Source organism: Pseudomonas sp. PD9R, assembly GCF_019200975.1.
Taxonomy (GTDB): Bacteria; Pseudomonadota; Gammaproteobacteria; order Pseudomonadales; family Pseudomonadaceae; genus Aquipseudomonas.
The window spans coordinates 318594-332901 of record NZ_JAHTMR010000002.1 but is presented as its reverse complement, the minus strand read 5'-3'; the positions used below and the strand labels follow the sequence as shown (position 1 = coordinate 332901).

The 14308-nt window shown below is 56.8% G+C and carries 14 protein-coding genes; all 14 read right to left on the bottom strand.

Features of this window, described 5'->3' with window-relative positions; genetic code table 11:
- Positions 1 to 2 precede the first annotated feature (2 nt).
- Entirely contained in the window at positions 3 to 1133 is a 1131-nt protein-coding gene (lpxB, locus tag KUF73_RS05970; protein WP_218437134.1) for a lipid-A-disaccharide synthase, read from the bottom strand.
- Positions 1134 to 1135: 2 nt separating this feature from the next.
- Positions 1136 to 1912 carry an acyl-ACP--UDP-N-acetylglucosamine O-acyltransferase gene (gene lpxA, locus KUF73_RS05965; protein WP_218437133.1) on the bottom strand — a complete coding sequence of 259 codons (777 nt, stop codon included), beginning with the start codon at positions 1910 to 1912 and terminating at the stop codon, positions 1136 to 1138.
- On the bottom strand, positions 1909 to 2349 hold the full coding sequence (gene fabZ / locus KUF73_RS05960) for a 3-hydroxyacyl-ACP dehydratase FabZ (RefSeq protein ID WP_007907157.1): 441 nt from the start codon (positions 2347 to 2349) through the stop codon (positions 1909 to 1911). The genes lpxA and fabZ overlap by 4 nt, the downstream gene beginning before the upstream one ends.
- A 108-nt stretch (positions 2350 to 2457) precedes the next feature.
- Positions 2458 to 3513: a UDP-3-O-(3-hydroxymyristoyl)glucosamine N-acyltransferase gene (gene lpxD / locus KUF73_RS05955; protein WP_218437132.1), complete on the bottom strand. Its 1056-nt coding sequence runs from the start codon at positions 3511 to 3513 to the stop codon at positions 2458 to 2460.
- A 3-nt stretch (positions 3514 to 3516) separates the two neighbouring features.
- Complete coding sequence (locus KUF73_RS05950) at positions 3517 to 4020, bottom strand: OmpH family outer membrane protein (protein ID WP_007990260.1); 504 nt, start codon at positions 4018 to 4020, stop codon at positions 3517 to 3519.
- Positions 4021 to 4065: 45 nt separating this feature from the next.
- On the bottom strand, positions 4066 to 6453 hold the full coding sequence (gene bamA, locus KUF73_RS05945; RefSeq protein WP_218437131.1) for an outer membrane protein assembly factor BamA: 2388 nt from the start codon (positions 6451 to 6453) through the stop codon (positions 4066 to 4068).
- Between the two features lie 72 nt (positions 6454 to 6525).
- The gene (gene rseP / locus KUF73_RS05940; RefSeq protein WP_218437130.1) at positions 6526 to 7878 is read right to left on the bottom strand and encodes a sigma E protease regulator RseP; all 1353 of its coding nucleotides are present in this window, start codon (positions 7876 to 7878) and stop codon (positions 6526 to 6528) included.
- 53 nt (positions 7879 to 7931) lie between these two features.
- Positions 7932 to 9122, bottom strand: coding sequence for a 1-deoxy-D-xylulose-5-phosphate reductoisomerase (gene ispC, locus KUF73_RS05935; RefSeq protein ID WP_218437129.1), 1191 nt, complete (start codon positions 9120 to 9122; stop codon positions 7932 to 7934).
- Positions 9119 to 9925: a phosphatidate cytidylyltransferase gene (locus KUF73_RS05930; RefSeq protein ID WP_218437128.1), complete on the bottom strand. Its 807-nt coding sequence runs from the start codon at positions 9923 to 9925 to the stop codon at positions 9119 to 9121. Before KUF73_RS05930 ends, ispC begins: the two co-directional genes overlap by 4 nt.
- Positions 9925 to 10680 carry a polyprenyl diphosphate synthase gene (gene uppS, locus KUF73_RS05925; RefSeq protein WP_218437127.1) on the bottom strand — a complete coding sequence of 252 codons (756 nt, stop codon included), beginning with the start codon at positions 10678 to 10680 and terminating at the stop codon, positions 9925 to 9927. Before uppS ends, KUF73_RS05930 begins: the two co-directional genes overlap by 1 nt.
- A 13-nt stretch (positions 10681 to 10693) precedes the next feature.
- Entirely contained in the window at positions 10694 to 11251 is a 558-nt protein-coding gene (gene frr, locus KUF73_RS05920; RefSeq protein WP_131059158.1) for a ribosome recycling factor, read from the bottom strand.
- Positions 11248 to 11991 (bottom strand): UMP kinase, encoded by a 744-nt coding sequence (gene pyrH / locus KUF73_RS05915; RefSeq protein ID WP_003189161.1) that lies wholly within the window; start codon positions 11989 to 11991, stop codon positions 11248 to 11250. Before pyrH ends, frr begins: the two co-directional genes overlap by 4 nt.
- Positions 11992 to 12201: 210 nt before the next feature.
- Positions 12202 to 13065 (bottom strand): translation elongation factor Ts, encoded by an 864-nt coding sequence (tsf, locus tag KUF73_RS05910; protein ID WP_218437126.1) that lies wholly within the window; start codon positions 13063 to 13065, stop codon positions 12202 to 12204.
- A 189-nt stretch (positions 13066 to 13254) separates the two neighbouring features.
- The gene (gene rpsB, locus KUF73_RS05905; RefSeq protein ID WP_218437125.1) at positions 13255 to 13992 is read right to left on the bottom strand and encodes a 30S ribosomal protein S2; all 738 of its coding nucleotides are present in this window, start codon (positions 13990 to 13992) and stop codon (positions 13255 to 13257) included.
- Positions 13993 to 14308 lie beyond the last annotated feature (316 nt).

The window sequence follows — 14308 nt, the reverse complement described above, 5'->3', positions numbered from 1 at the left end:
ACTCATTGTACTTGGCCGATCAGTTTCAGAACCGCATCCGCCGCCTGATTGGAGGCGTCGAGACGCAGGGTACGGTGGATTTCGTCGAAACCGCGGGTTTGCTCTTCGCCACCCTCGATCAGCGGCGCCAGGGTCTGGGCCAGGGCTTCGACTGTTGCATCGTCCTGCAGCAACTCGGGCACTAACAGGCGTTGGGCCAGCAGGTTCGGCAACGAGACGTAAGGACTTTTCACCATCCGCTTGAGAATCCAGAACGTCAGTGGCGCCATACGATAGGCGACCACCATTGGGCGCTTGAACAACAATGCTTCCAGAGTTGCCGTTCCAGAAGCGATCAGCACCGCGTTGCAGGCAGCCAGGGCAAGGTGAGACTTGCCATCGAGCAAGGTCAGCGGCAGATCCCGACCGGCCAACAGCTCTTCAAGCTGTGCTCGACGCTCGGGATTGGCACAAGGCACGATGAACCGCACACCAGGGCGCATTGCTCGCAGCCGCTGGGCGGTGTCGAGAAACAACGCCCCAAGACGGCCGACTTCGCCGCCGCGACTGCCTGGCATCAATGCAACCAATGGTCCGTCGGGTAAGCCGAGTTCGGCCCGCGCGGCGGCACGATCGGCTTCCAGCGGAATGGTATCGGCGAGGGTGTGCCCGACGAACCGCACTGGAACACCCTTTTCTTCGTAGAATTTCGCTTCGAACGGAAGCAGCGTCAGCATCAGGTCGCAACCTTCGCGAATCTTCAGCACCCGCTTCTGCCGCCAGGCCCAGACCGACGGGCTGACGTAATGCACGGTTTTGATACCGGCCTGACGCAACTTGAGTTCGATATTGAGGTTGAAGTCCGGAGCATCGATACCGATGAACACGTCCGGCTTCGCGGCGATCAGGTCCGCAACCAGTTTCTTTCGACGTGCCAGCAACTCACGCAACCGGCCCAGCACTTCCACCAGGCCCATTACCGAAAGACGCTCCATCGGGAAATACGAAGTCAGCCCTTCGGCCTGCATCAACGGGCCGCCGACGCCGATGAACTCGACTGCCGGATGCTGAGCCTTGAGTGCTCGCATCAGACCCGCGCCCAGAATGTCGCCGGAAGCCTCACCCGCTACCAGCGCTATACGCAGATTGGCCATGATTAGCGGGTAATGCCGCGGGTCGAAGACTGGATGGAGTCACGGAACACCGCGACTTCCGGGAACTGTGCCGAGGGTTCAGACAGCTCGATGAGCGCTTGCTCGACCGTCAGGCCCTGGCGATAAACCACCTTATAGGCACGACGCAAGGCATGGATCGCGTCTTCGCTGAAACCACGACGGCGCATACCCTCGAAGTTCATGCTGCGGGCTTCGGCCGGATTGCCGAACACCGTAACGTACGCGGGAACGTCTTTGCCGATAGCGGTCCCCATGCCGGAAAAGCTATGGGCACCGATGTGGCAATACTGGTGAACCAGAGTAAAACCGGAGAGGATCGCCCAGTCTTCAACATGCACATGACCAGCAAGCGCGGTGTTGTTGACCAGAATGCAATGATTGCCGATGACACTGTCGTGGCCAATGTGGGCATAGGCCATGATCAGGTTGTGATCACCCAGGGTCGTTTCCGAGCGGTCCTGAATGGTCCCACGGTGAATCGTTACGCCTTCGCGGATAACGTTGTGATCACCAATCACCAGGCGGGTTTCTTCGCCCTTGTATTTAAGATCGGGCGTGTCCTCGCCTACCGAAGAGAACTGGTAGATGCGGTTATGCTTTCCGATTCGGGTCGAACCTTTGAGAATCACGTGCGGCCCGATCACTGTTCCCTCGCCGATTTCCACACCTGCGCCGACGATCGACCACGGGCCGACCTCGACACCGTCAGCCAGGATGGCTGTCGGATCGATGATTGCGCGAGGGTCAATCAAACTCATAGTTTGCGTTCCGCGCAGATGATTTCAGCCGAGCAGACAGGCTTGCCATCGACCGAAGCCTGGCACTCGAACTTCCAGATCTGACGCTTGCAGCTCAGGAACTTGGCTTCAAGAATCAGTTGATCGCCCGGCAACACCGGCTGACGGAAACGCAGCTTGTCGGAACCGACGAAGTAGTAAAGGGTGCCATCGGCCGGTTTCACGTCGAGCATTTTGAAACCAAGGATCCCGGCAGCCTGAGCCATCGCTTCGATGATCAATACGCCCGGCATGATTGGATGCGCAGGGAAGTGGCCATTGAAGAACGGTTCGTTGATGCTGACATTCTTGTAGGCGCGAATGCGCTTGCCTTCCACATCCAGATCCACGACCCGGTCCACCAGCAGGAACGGGTAACGGTGAGGCAGGTATTCGCGAATCTCGTTGATGTCCATCATTTCGGGGGGAAGCCTATGTAAAGATTGGGAGCGCGCGACTGACGCGCACTCCTCTAGCAAATCAAGGACGCAGTCTAGCGGCTGTGCACACTTGATATGGAAATGGTATCAGCCATCTGATGAAGCATTACCGTCAGGGGTCACTTCCCCTACTTGCTTTTCCAGCTGTCGCAAACGCCGCGCGATGTCATCGAGCTGACGGATACGGGCCGCGCTTTTGCGCCACTCGGCCGCTGGCTGCATTGCCGTACCGGAAGAATAGGCACCCGGCTCGGTGATCGAGTGAGTCACCATGGTCATCCCGGTGATGAACACGTTGTCGCAAACATCGATATGCCCCACCAGCCCTACGCCACCGGCGAGCATGCAATGCTTGCCGATCTTGGTGCTGCCGGAAATCCCCACGCAAGCCGCCATGGCGGTGTGATCACCGATCTGGACGTTGTGGGCGATCTGAATCTGATTGTCGAGCTTAACGCCATTGCCAATGATGGTATCGGCCAGTGCGCCACGGTCGATGGCGGTGTTCACGCCAATCTCAACGTCGTCACCGACCAGCACACCGCCAATCTGGGCAATTTTCTGCCAAATACCCTTCTCGTTGGCAAAACCGAAACCTTCGCCACCGAGCACGGCACCGGATTGAATGACTACTCGTTTGCCTACGCGCACGTCGTGATAGAGCGTGACCCGCGGTGCGAGCCAGCCACCTTCGCCGATGACGCTACGGGCACCGATGAAGCAATGCGCGCCAATGGTCGCGCCCGCTGCAATATGCGCCGCACTTTCGATTACGGCAAAAGCACCGATACTCGCCGCCGGGTCGACCACCGCGTCCGCCGCAATCACTGCCGTCGGATGAATACCGGCAGGTGCCTTGGGCTTGGGGTCGAACAGATGAGAAATGCGCGCATAGGCGGCGTATGGATCAGGCACCACCAGCGCATTACCGGCAAACCCTTCAGCATCAGCGGCTTTCAGCAACAAGGCTGCAGCCTGACTGCCTGCCAGGTATTTACGGTATTGGGGGTTTGCGAGAAAGCTCAACTGAGTTGGGCCAGCCTCCTGCACGGTGGCTAGCCCAGTAATTGCTTTCTCCGGGTCACCACGTAGCGTGGCGCCAAGGAACTCGGCCAGCTGGCCGAGCTTGATAGTCGCGGTCATGGATTACTTCAGCTGATTCATGCGCTCGATAACCTGGCGCGTGATGTCGTACTGAGGTTTGACATCAATCACTGCGCCACGCTCGAAGACCAGGTCAAAAGCACCTTTCTTGATGACTTCTTCTACAGCGCTGTCCAGTTTCGGCTTGAGCTGCTTCAGCATTTCACGGTCAGCGACGGCTTTTGCTTCATTCAATTCCTTGGACTGGAACTGGAAGTCGCGAGCCTTTTGCTTGAACTCAAGCTCCAGACGCTCACGCTCGCCTTGCTGCATTTTGTCGCCACCGGCCATCAGGCGGTCCTGGATACCCTTGGCACTGCTTTCCAGAGTTTTGAGTTTGGTCAGTTGCGGACCAAATTTTTTCTCGGCATCCACGGCGTATTTCTTGGCCGCATCGGATTCCAGCAGGGCCATCTGATAGTTCAGAACAGCGATTTTCATGTCGGCAAAAGCCGGACCTGCTACCAATACGGAAGCCAGGAGAACCAATTGAGTCAACTTACGCACGATGCACTCCTACAAAATCCATTGTCGTTATCTTGGGTCAGACGCTTAGAACGTCTGGCCGAGGGAGAATTGGAACACTTGAGTATCAGCATCATCCGGTTTCTTGACTGGCATGGCCAACGCGAAACTCAGAGGACCCAGCGCGGTAACCCAGGTCACACCTACACCGACGGAACTGGCCATATTGCTGAGGCTAATGTCGTTGCATTGTGTGTTGGACTTAACGCCATCGGTGTTCGTGGAGTCCGAGCACTTGGAGTCGAATACGTTACCCACATCCCAGAATACCGAAGTACGCAGGGAGCGCTGGTCCTTGACGAACGGCAGAGGGAACAGAACTTCCACACCGCCCTGAATCAGGACGTTACCACCGAACGGCAGCGGGTCCTGGTCCGGGTCAGCTTGAGTACCGGCGTTACCCGTTACAGCCTGGCCACGACTCGGGGTACTGCGTGGGCCCAAGGTACTGTCCTTGAAGCCACGAACCGAGTTGAAACCACCAGCATAGTAGTTTTCATAGAATGGCAAGCCATCGGTCGAACCGTAACCATCGCCATAACCCAATTCGGTATGCAGGCGCACGGTGTAGTTCTCGCTCAAAGGCTGGAACAACTGGCCACGGTAGTCGAGTTTGAAGAACGACAAGTCGCTACCCGGAGTCGTGGTTTCCAGCACCAGGCTTTGGGAGTGACCACGCGTTGCGAGCACGCCTTTGTTCAGGGTCGACTCGGACCAACCGGCCGAAGCCTTGAAGTTCAGGTACTCGTCGCCTTCCCTGTTAACGAAGTCGAAGATCTCGTCGACGGTGTAAACGCCAGTCTTGATCTTGTCTTGCTGTGCAGTCAGGCCGAAGGTCAGACGCGAAGTCTCGCTGATCGGGTAACCGACGCTCACGCCTGCACCCAGGCTGTCTACTGCATAGCTGGCTACATCGACGTCGAGGTCTTTGTAGTCGGTGGTACGGTAGAAAGCGTTGTAACCCAGGCTGACGCCATCAGCAGTCCAGTACGGGTCGACATAACCGAAGTTATAACGACTCTGGTATTGGCTGCGGGTCAAACCGATGCTGACCTTGTTACCGGTACCCAGGAAGTTGTTCTGGGTGATCGAGCCACCAAGGATCAGGCCGGCGCTCTGGGCAAAACCGACGCTGGCGGTAATCGACCCGGACGCTTGCTCTTCAACGCTGTAGTTAACGTCAACCTGGTCATCCACACCCGGTACGGCCGGGGTTTCAACGTTGACTTCCTTGAAGAAGCCCAGACGCTCCAGACGAGTCTTGGATTGGTCGATCAGGTAGGTCGAAGCCCAACCACCTTCCATCTGACGCATTTCACGACGCAACACTTCGTCCTCGGACTTGGTGTTGCCACGGAAGTTGATGCGGTTGACGTAAGCACGCTTGCCCGGATCGACAGCGAACATGATGTCTACCGTGTGGTCTTCATCATGCGGCTGCGGCACACCGTTGACGTTGGCGAAGGTATAGCCTTCGTTACCCAGACGACGAGTGATCAGTTCAGAGGTAGTGGTCATCAGCTTGCGCGAGAACACCTGACCTTTCTGTACCAGCAACAGGGACTTGACCTGGTCTTCAGGGACTTTCAGGTCGCCGCTCAACTTGACGTCACGTACGGTGTACTTTTCGCCTTCGTTGATGTTGACAGTGATATAGACGTGCTTCTTGTCCGGGGTGATGGACACCTGGGTCGAAGCGATATCCATGTTGATATAGCCACGGTCCAGATAGTAGGAGCGCAAACGCTCCAGGTCACCGGAGAGTTTTTCACGAGCGTACTTGTCGTCGTTCTTGAAGAACGACAGCCAGTTGGTAGTCTTGAGTTCGAACAGGTCGATCAAGTCTTCATCAGGGAAGACGGTGTTACCCACCACGTTGATGTGCTGGATAGCCGCTACGGTACCTTCGTTGATGTTGACCTTCAAACCGACGCGGTTACGCGGCTGCGGCACCACTTCGGTGTCGACGGTAGCCGAGTAGCGACCCTGAGCAACGTACTGGCGCTGCAGTTCGTTACGCACACCTTCAAGGGTGGCACGCTGGAAGATCTCGCCTTCGGCCAGACCGGATTGCTTGAGGCCCTTCATCAGGTCCTCAGTGGAGATCGCCTTGTTACCTTCGATCTCGATACTTGCAACCGAAGGACGTTCGACTACCGTGATGACCAGGACGTTGCCATCGCGGCCCAGCTGGATATCTTGAAAGAAACCGGTTTTGAACAACGCACGAGTGGATTCCACCAGGCGACGATCATCCGCCTGTTCACCGACGTTCAACGGCAAAGCACCAAAGACGCTACCCGCGGAGACCCGCTGGAGGCCATTGACGCGAATATCAGAGATAGTGAAGGACTCGGCGTGAACTTCGGCGATCATCAATACGGTGAGAACCGCAGTTAGCAGCAGACGTTTCATGAAGTCCTTTCTTATTCCAACTGGCAATAAACAAACTGCCGCAAAATGCGGCAGATTCGCAATTCAGCGACGTTACAGACGACCCAGATCATTGACCAGAGCAAGCAACATCACTCCGACCACCAAACTGATGCCTATCTGTATCCCCCAACCTTGCACCCGATCTGACAAGGGACGACCACGCGCCCACTCGATCAGATAAAACAACAAATGCCCCCCATCCAGCACAGGAATGGGCAGCAAATTCAGAACCCCCAAGCTAATACTCAGATAAGCAAGGAAATTCAGGAAATCTGCGACACCCGACTGGGCCGAAGCGCCCGCCACTTTAGCAATGGTTATCGGTCCACTCAAGTTTTTTACCGAGAGCTCGCCGAACAACATTTTCTTGAGCGAATCGAGGGTCAGCACGCTCATGGTCCAGGTGCGTCGAGCCCCCTCTCCAATCGCGGCCACAGGACCGAAGCTGACCTCGCGAATCATCTCCGGCGGCCAATCGACCGCTTTCACCCCTGCCCCCAGGTAACCACTTGGCGCCTTGCTCTCGCCACGCGCAGCCAGCGTGACGGGGACGTCGATTTGAGCACCATCGCGCTCGACGCGCAGCATGATTTTGGTATCCGGATGCATACGGACCGTATCGACTACCTGCTGCCAGTCATCCAGCGCTTTGCCATCAAGTGCCAGCAGGCGGTCACCGGTTTTCAGCCCTGCGGTCTGCGCCGGCCCCTTCGGATCGAGCTCAGCCAGAATCGGCGGCAGCGCCGGACGCCAAGGACGAATACCCAGCGAACGAATCGGATCAGGCTCGTCAGCCCCCTTGAGCCATTTATCCAATGCCAGCTCACGGGGCGAATCGACCGTGGAGCCTTGATCACGGACAAGCACCTGAAGGGCACCACTTTCACCAAGACGGCGTACCAATTGCAAATTCACTGCCGCCCAACCGGAAGTCGGTTCACCGTCGATGGAGATAATTTCCTGGCCTGGGCTCAAGCCCCCCTTGGCGGCGATGCTGCCGGATTCAATGGCACCAATGACCGGGCGCACTTGCTCGCTACCCAGCATGGCCAGTACCCAGAAAAACACCATCGCCAACAGAAAGTTGGCAATCGGCCCGGCCGCCACGATAGCGATACGCTGACGAACGGATTTGCGATTGAAGGATTGATCGAGCTGATCGGCCGGCACTTCGCCTTCACGCTCGTCGAGCATCTTTACGTAGCCGCCCAATGGAATGGCAGCCACCACGAACTCAGTGCCTTTCTTGTCGTGCCAGCGCAGCAGCGGCATTCCGAAGCCTACAGAGAAGCGCAGCACTTTGACTCCACAGCGACGCGCGACCCAAAAATGGCCGAACTCGTGGAAGGTGACCAGCACACCCAACGCTACCAGGGTGCCGACAATCATATAGAGCGCGCTCATCTACTTTCTCCGCAATCCTATCCGGTGCCGCATGGACCCACACATTGCAGCACTTATCGCCCCTGACGACTCAACCATTGTTCGGCCAGCACACGCGCCTTCGCATCTGCCGTGAACACTGCCTCGAGATCATCCACTGCTACCACAGGTTCGAGATTCAATGTTTCCTCGATGATACTCGCGATTTCCGGGTAACGAACCCGTCCGTCGAGAAAGGCCGCCACTGCCACTTCATTCGCTGCATTCAGCATGGCCGGCGCGCTGTTGCCAGCTTCAGCTGCCTGACGAGCCAGGCGCAGACAAGGGAAGCGTTCTTCATCCGGTGCCTGGAAGTCCAGACGCGCAATGGCAAACAAATCAAGCGGTGCCACACCCGAATCGATGCGCTCCGGCCAGGCCAGTGCATTGGCGATCGGTGTGCGCATGTCCGGATTACCCAATTGGGCCAACACCGAGCCATCGACATAGTCGACCAGCGAATGAATCACGCTCTGCGGGTGAATCACCACTTCGACCTGGGACGGCTTGGCATCGAACAGCCAGCAGGCCTCGATCAATTCGAGTCCCTTGTTCATCATGCTGGCCGAATCGACCGAAATCTTGCGCCCCATGGACCAGTTCGGATGAGCGCATGCCTGCTCGGGAGAAACATGCGCCAGTTCAGCCATGGGTGTCTGTCGGAACGGACCGCCAGAAGCCGTCAGTAAAATCCGACGCACGCCCACCGCACCGAGACCACGGGCAAAATCTTGTGGCATGCACTGGAAAATCGCATTGTGCTCACTGTCGATCGGCAGCAATACCGAACCACTTTTGCGCACAGCCTGCATGAACAATGCACCGGACATGACCAGCGCTTCTTTGTTTGCCAGAAGGATTTTCTTGCCCGCTTCGACGGCTGCCAAGGTCGGACGCAAGCCCGCAGCGCCGACGATGGCCGCCATGACGGCATCAACTTCTGGGTCAGCAGCGATTTGACACAGGCCTTCCTCACCCACCAGAACGCGGGTCGAAAGTCCTGCCGCACGCAAATCATCCTGCAAGCCTCGGGCAGTCGCAGCTTCAGGCACAACGGCGAATCGCGGAGTGTGGCGCACGCACAGCGCCAACAGCTCACTCACCCGCGTGAAGCCGCTCAAGGCAAATACCTGGTAACGCTCGGGATGGCGAGCGATGACATCAAGCGTACTCAGGCCGATCGAGCCGGTCGCCCCCAAAACAGTAATCTGCTGTGGGCGACTCACGACGCTGCCATCCACAACAGCACTGCAAATACAGGAATTGCCGCGGTCAGGCTGTCGATCCGGTCCAGCACGCCGCCATGACCCGGCAGCAGATTACTGCTGTCCTTGATACCTGACTGGCGCTTGAACATGCTTTCGGTGAGATCACCTACGACCGAGATAAACACGATCACGGCTGCGCCGATCAGGCCTTTGAACAGTTCGGCCACTGTCCAGTCGCGGACGAACCCGACAACAACAGTGATGACCAGACTCAGAGCCAAGCCACCGTAAACACCTTCCCAGCTCTTGCCCGGACTGACCAGCGGTGCCAGCTTGCGCTTGCCGAAGGCCCGGCCGGAAAAGTACGCACCGATATCGGCCCCCCAAACCAGCACCATCACCGCCATGATCAGCCAGTTACCCAATGGCTCTTGCTTGATCAGGACCAGACCTTGCCAAGCCGGCAGCAGAATCAACAGGCCGATGACCAGCTTGCAGGCCGCACTGGCCCAGTGCTCGCTGGATCGCGGATACGTCAGCACCAGATAAGTCGCAATCCCCCACCAGAGCACAGAAGCACCCAGCACCCAAGGCGCAAGGCCCGGCAGGACATACATGACAAATAGCATCATCGCGACAACAGCGGCATAGGCAACGCGCATCGGCTGGGCAGTGAAGCCCGCCAGGCGCGCCCATTCCCAAGCACCCAGGGTTACGACCAGCCCGATGAACAGTGCAAAACCGGAACCTTCGAGCAGGAAAAAACCGCACAGGGCAATCGGCAGCAGGATCAGCGCGGTGATGATTCGTTGTTTAAGCATTAAACCCGGGCTCCAGCCTCGACCTGCTCGCTCGTTTTACCGAAGCGGCGCTGGCGAGATGCGAAATCGGCCAGCGCGTTACGCATGGCATCGTGTTTGAAGTCCGGCCAGAACAGGTCGGAGAAGTACAACTCGGCGTAAGCCAGTTGCCACAGCAGAAAGTTACTGATGCGGTGCTCGCCGCCGGTACGGATGCACAAATCCGGCAACGGCAGATCACCGGTGGCCAGACAGGTTTGCAGCAGTTCCGGGGTGATGTCTTCCGGCCGCAGGTGCCCGGCCTGAACTTCCCGCGCCAGGCGCTGCGCAGCTTGCGCAATATCCCACTGACCGCCGTAGTTGGCTGCGATCTGAAGAATGAAACGATTGGACCCGGCAGTCATCGTCTCGGCTTCACGCATGGCAGCCTGAAGCTCGGGATGAAATCGCGAGCGATCGCCAATGATGCGCAAACTGATGTTGTTCTCGTTGAGGCGCTTGGCCTCGCGGCGCAATGCCTTGAAGAACAGATCCATCAAAGCACTGACTTCATCGGCCGGGCGCTGCCAGTTTTCACTGGAGAAGGCGAACAAGGTCAATACTTCGACCCCCGCCTCAGCGCACACCTCGATGACCGCACGAACCGCGTCCACACCCGCTTTATGCCCGGCGACACCCGGCATAAAGCGTTTTTTCGCCCAGCGATTATTACCATCCATGATGATCGCGACATGGCGCGGCACCGCAGACGGTGCAACCTGCTTGGTCTTTTCCATGAAAACGCGACCCTTATACGGCCATCAGGTCGGCTTCTTTCTGCTTGGTGGCCGCATCGATGTCAGCTTCAGCCTTGTCGGTCAGCTTCTGGATATCGGCAGCAGCACGACGCTCTTCGTCTTCGCTGATTTCCTTGTCCTTGACCAGCTTCTTAAGGTCACCCAAGGCATCACGGCGGATGTTGCGCACGGCAACACGGGCATCTTCAGCTGCGCTACGCGCCTGCTTGGTGAAGCCCTTGCGGGTTTCTTCAGTCAGGGCTGGCATGGAGATCAGCAGCAACTCACCCAGGTTGGTCGGATTGAGGTTCAGGCCAGCACTCTGGATAGCCTTGTCGACAGCTGCGAGCATGTTGCGCTCAAATGCCACGACCTGCAGGGTGCGAGAGTCTTTTACAGTGATGTTCGCCACTTGAGTGATGGAAGTGTCGGCCCCGTAATACGGGACCATCACGCTGCCCAAAATGCTTGGGTGCGCCTTGCCGGTACGAATCTGACCAAATGCATGGTTCAGTGAGTCCAGGGATTTCTGCATGCGCTCTTGAGCGTCTTTCTTGATTTCGTTGATCATTGTTGGCCTTCCTCGATCAGGGTCCCTTCGGCGCCGCCATGCACGATATTCAGCAGGGCGCCGGGCTTGTTCATGTTAAATACGCGCAGCGGCATCTTGTGGTCGCGGCACAGGCAAATAGCCGTCAGATCCATCACGCCCAGCTTGCGATCCAGCACTTCATCGTAGGTCAGATGATCGAACTTCTCGGCATGCGGGTCTTTGAATGGGTCAGCGGTGTAGACACCATCAACCTTGGTTGCCTTGAGCACGACATCGGCGTCGATTTCGATCGCACGCAGGCAGGCAGCCGAATCCGTAGTGAAGAATGGATTGCCAGTGCCAGCCGCGAAAATCACGACTTCCTTGGAGTTCAAGTGGCGCATGGCTTTGCGGCGATCATAGTGATCGGTCACGCCAACCATGGAAATGGCCGACATCACGATGGCCGAGATATTGGCACGTTCGAGCGCGTCGCGCATGGCCAAGGCGTTCATCACAGTGGCCAGCATGCCCATGTGGTCGCCAGTGACCCGATCCATGCCGGCTGCACTCAGTGCCGCACCGCGGAACAGGTTGCCGCCGCCGATAACCAGACCCACCTGGACACCGATGCCGACCAGTTGGCCAACTTCAAGCGCCATGCGATCCAGAACTTTCGGATCGATCCCGAACTCTTCCGAGCCCATCAGGGCCTCGCCGCTAAGCTTGAGTAGAATGCGTTTATAGCGAGCCTGATAACCACTGCCCTGCTGAGCCATTGCGAATCTCTCCTGCGGCGTATTTTAAAAATTCTTTGCGAGCTGTTTTCAGCTGGCGCTCACTCTAGCTTGGCGCTGCTTCAGCGCCATCGGAACATGGCTTTGTAAGCCAGTTCCAAAAGGAAACCAATCAAAAATTGATAACCCATCTGAAAAGAGGCTGCGCGCGTTAGCGGGCAGCCTCTTCAGGGCGACAGTTAAAAAACCGTCTTATTGCTTGGCGGCAGCCAGCTGTGCAGCAACTTCTTCAGCGAAGTTGTCAACTGGCTTCTCGATGCCTTCGCCCACTTTGTAGTAAGTGAAGGAAACGATTTCAGCACCGGCTTTCTTGGCCAGTTCGCCGACCTTGATTTCAGGGTTCTTGACGAACGCCTGCTCAACCAGACTGGCTTCGGCCAGGAACTTGCTGATACGGCCTTTGACCATATTTTCAACGATGTTTTCCGGCTTGCCGGCGATTTTGTCAGCGTTGAGAGTCAGGAACACACCCTTCTCACGCTCAATCGCTTCATCGGAAACTTCCGATGGCAGCAGGAATTCAGGGTTGGTCGCCGCTACGTGCATAGCGATGTCCTTGGCCAATTCAACAGTGCCGCCTTTCAGGACAACTGCAACACCGATCTTGTTGCCGTGCAGGTAGCCACCAACAACGTCACCTTCAACGCGAGTCAGACGACGGATGTTGACGTTTTCGCCAACCTTGCCGACCAGAACCAGACGATCAGCTTCGCGCGCTTCGATCAGCGGAGCAGCATCAGTCAGCTTGTCAGCAAAAGCCTGTTCAACGCTGGCAGCAACAAATGCCTTGAAGTCGTCCTGCAGAGCCAGGAAGTCGGTCTGCGAGTTGACTTCCAGCAGAACGGCGGATTTACCGTCTTCCTTCAGAGCGATAGCGCCTTCAGCAGCTACGTTACCCGCTTTCTTGGCAGCCTTGATGGCGCCCGAAGCACGCATGTCATCAATGGCTTTTTCGATGTCGCCGCCAGCCATGGTCAAGGCCTTTTTGCAATCCATCATGCCTTCGCCGGTGCGCTCGCGCAGTTCTTTGACCAACGCTGCAGTAATCTCTGCCATTTCAAAATTCCTCTTGGATAGGTTATCAACCATTCCACCCGATCGAACGGGCGATCAATTCTTCCCGAGCCACTTTGTTAGCTGCCACACGTTACAGATAGAACAGTGGGCGCCGACAAATGGTTTTCGAGGTGGCAAAAAGGGGGCCAAGCCCCCTTTTTGCTTACTGAGTCAACGCCAGGGCGTCAATTACTCAGCTGCAGCTGCCGGAGCTTCTTCAACGAACTCTACGGTACCGCCAGAAACGTTGTTGCGACCACGGATAACCGCGTCAGCCATCGAACCCATGTACAGCTGGATAGCGCGGATTGCGTCATCGTTGCCTGGGATGATGTAGTCAACGCCTTCCGGGCTGCTGTTGGTATCGACTACGCCGATAACCGGGATGCCCAGCTTGTTGGCTTCGGTGATCGCGATGCGCTCGTGATCAACGTCGATAACGAACAGAGCGTCTGGCAGACCGCCCATGTCCTTGATACCACCCAACGAACGATCCAGCTTTTCCAGGTCACGGGAGCGCATCAGCGCTTCTTTCTTGGTCAGCTTGGCGAAAGTACCGTCTTCGGCTTGTACTTCAAGGTCACGCAGACGCTTGATGGAAGCACGGATGGTTTTGAAGTTGGTCAGCATGCCGCCCAACCAGCGGTGATCGACGTACGGCGAACCGCAACGTGCTGCTTCTTCAGCAACGATCTTGCCAGCGGAACGCTTGGTGCCGACGAACAGGATCTTGTTTTTGCCTTGGGCCAGACGCTCTACGAAAGTCAGAGCTTCGTTGAACATTGGCAGGGTTTTTTCAAGGTTGATGATGTGGATCTTGTTACGCGCGCCGAAAATGTATTTACCCATTTTCGGGTTCCAGTAACGGGTCTGGTGACCGAAGTGCACACCGGCCTTCAGCATATCGCGCATGTTGACTTGGGACATGATAGTTCCTTAATAAGTCGGGTTTGGCCTCCACGTATCCCAATGACCAACCAGCAGCATCAGCTGAAGGCACCCAGGTCATCGTGTCGACACGTGTGTGGATTTAGGCTTCTCGGGGCATCCCCGGAAAGCGGCGCATTTTATATCACAAGGCAGGAAAAAACGGAACCCGGATTCTGAAATCCTGTTGAACACGCTGCTACACCCCTTGGAATCCGCCCAGAATGCACCATTCTATAGAGAGAAGCGATGCACAGAGCGGCGGATTTGCGCTGATCGTCTGGTAGAATCGCGTTTTTCAGGGCTGCGAATATCG

Bases quoted from the DNA above. Each gene is read 5' to 3' on its own strand.
- lpxB (WP_218437134.1), bottom strand. From the start codon at position 1,133: ATGGCCAATCTGCGTATAGCGCTGGTAGCGGGTGAGGCTTCCGGCGAC.
- lpxA (WP_218437133.1), bottom strand. From the start codon at position 1,912: ATGAGTTTGATTGACCCTCGCGCAATCATCGATCCGACAGCCATCCTG.
- fabZ (WP_007907157.1), bottom strand. From the start codon at position 2,349: ATGATGGACATCAACGAGATTCGCGAATACCTGCCTCACCGTTACCCG.
- lpxD (WP_218437132.1), bottom strand. From the start codon at position 3,513: ATGACCGCGACTATCAAGCTCGGCCAGCTGGCCGAGTTCCTTGGCGCC.
- bamA (WP_218437131.1), bottom strand. From the start codon at position 6,453: ATGAAACGTCTGCTGCTAACTGCGGTTCTCACCGTATTGATGATCGCC.
- rseP (WP_218437130.1), bottom strand. From the start codon at position 7,878: ATGAGCGCGCTCTATATGATTGTCGGCACCCTGGTAGCGTTGGGTGTG.
- KUF73_RS05930 (WP_218437128.1), bottom strand. From the start codon at position 9,925: ATGCTTAAACAACGAATCATCACCGCGCTGATCCTGCTGCCGATTGCC.
- uppS (WP_218437127.1), bottom strand. From the start codon at position 10,680: ATGGAAAAGACCAAGCAGGTTGCACCGTCTGCGGTGCCGCGCCATGTC.
- frr (WP_131059158.1), bottom strand. From the start codon at position 11,251: ATGATCAACGAAATCAAGAAAGACGCTCAAGAGCGCATGCAGAAATCC.
- pyrH (WP_003189161.1), bottom strand. From the start codon at position 11,991: ATGGCTCAGCAGGGCAGTGGTTATCAGGCTCGCTATAAACGCATTCTA.
- tsf (WP_218437126.1), bottom strand. From the start codon at position 13,065: ATGGCAGAGATTACTGCAGCGTTGGTCAAAGAACTGCGCGAGCGCACC.
- rpsB (WP_218437125.1), bottom strand. From the start codon at position 13,992: ATGTCCCAAGTCAACATGCGCGATATGCTGAAGGCCGGTGTGCACTTC.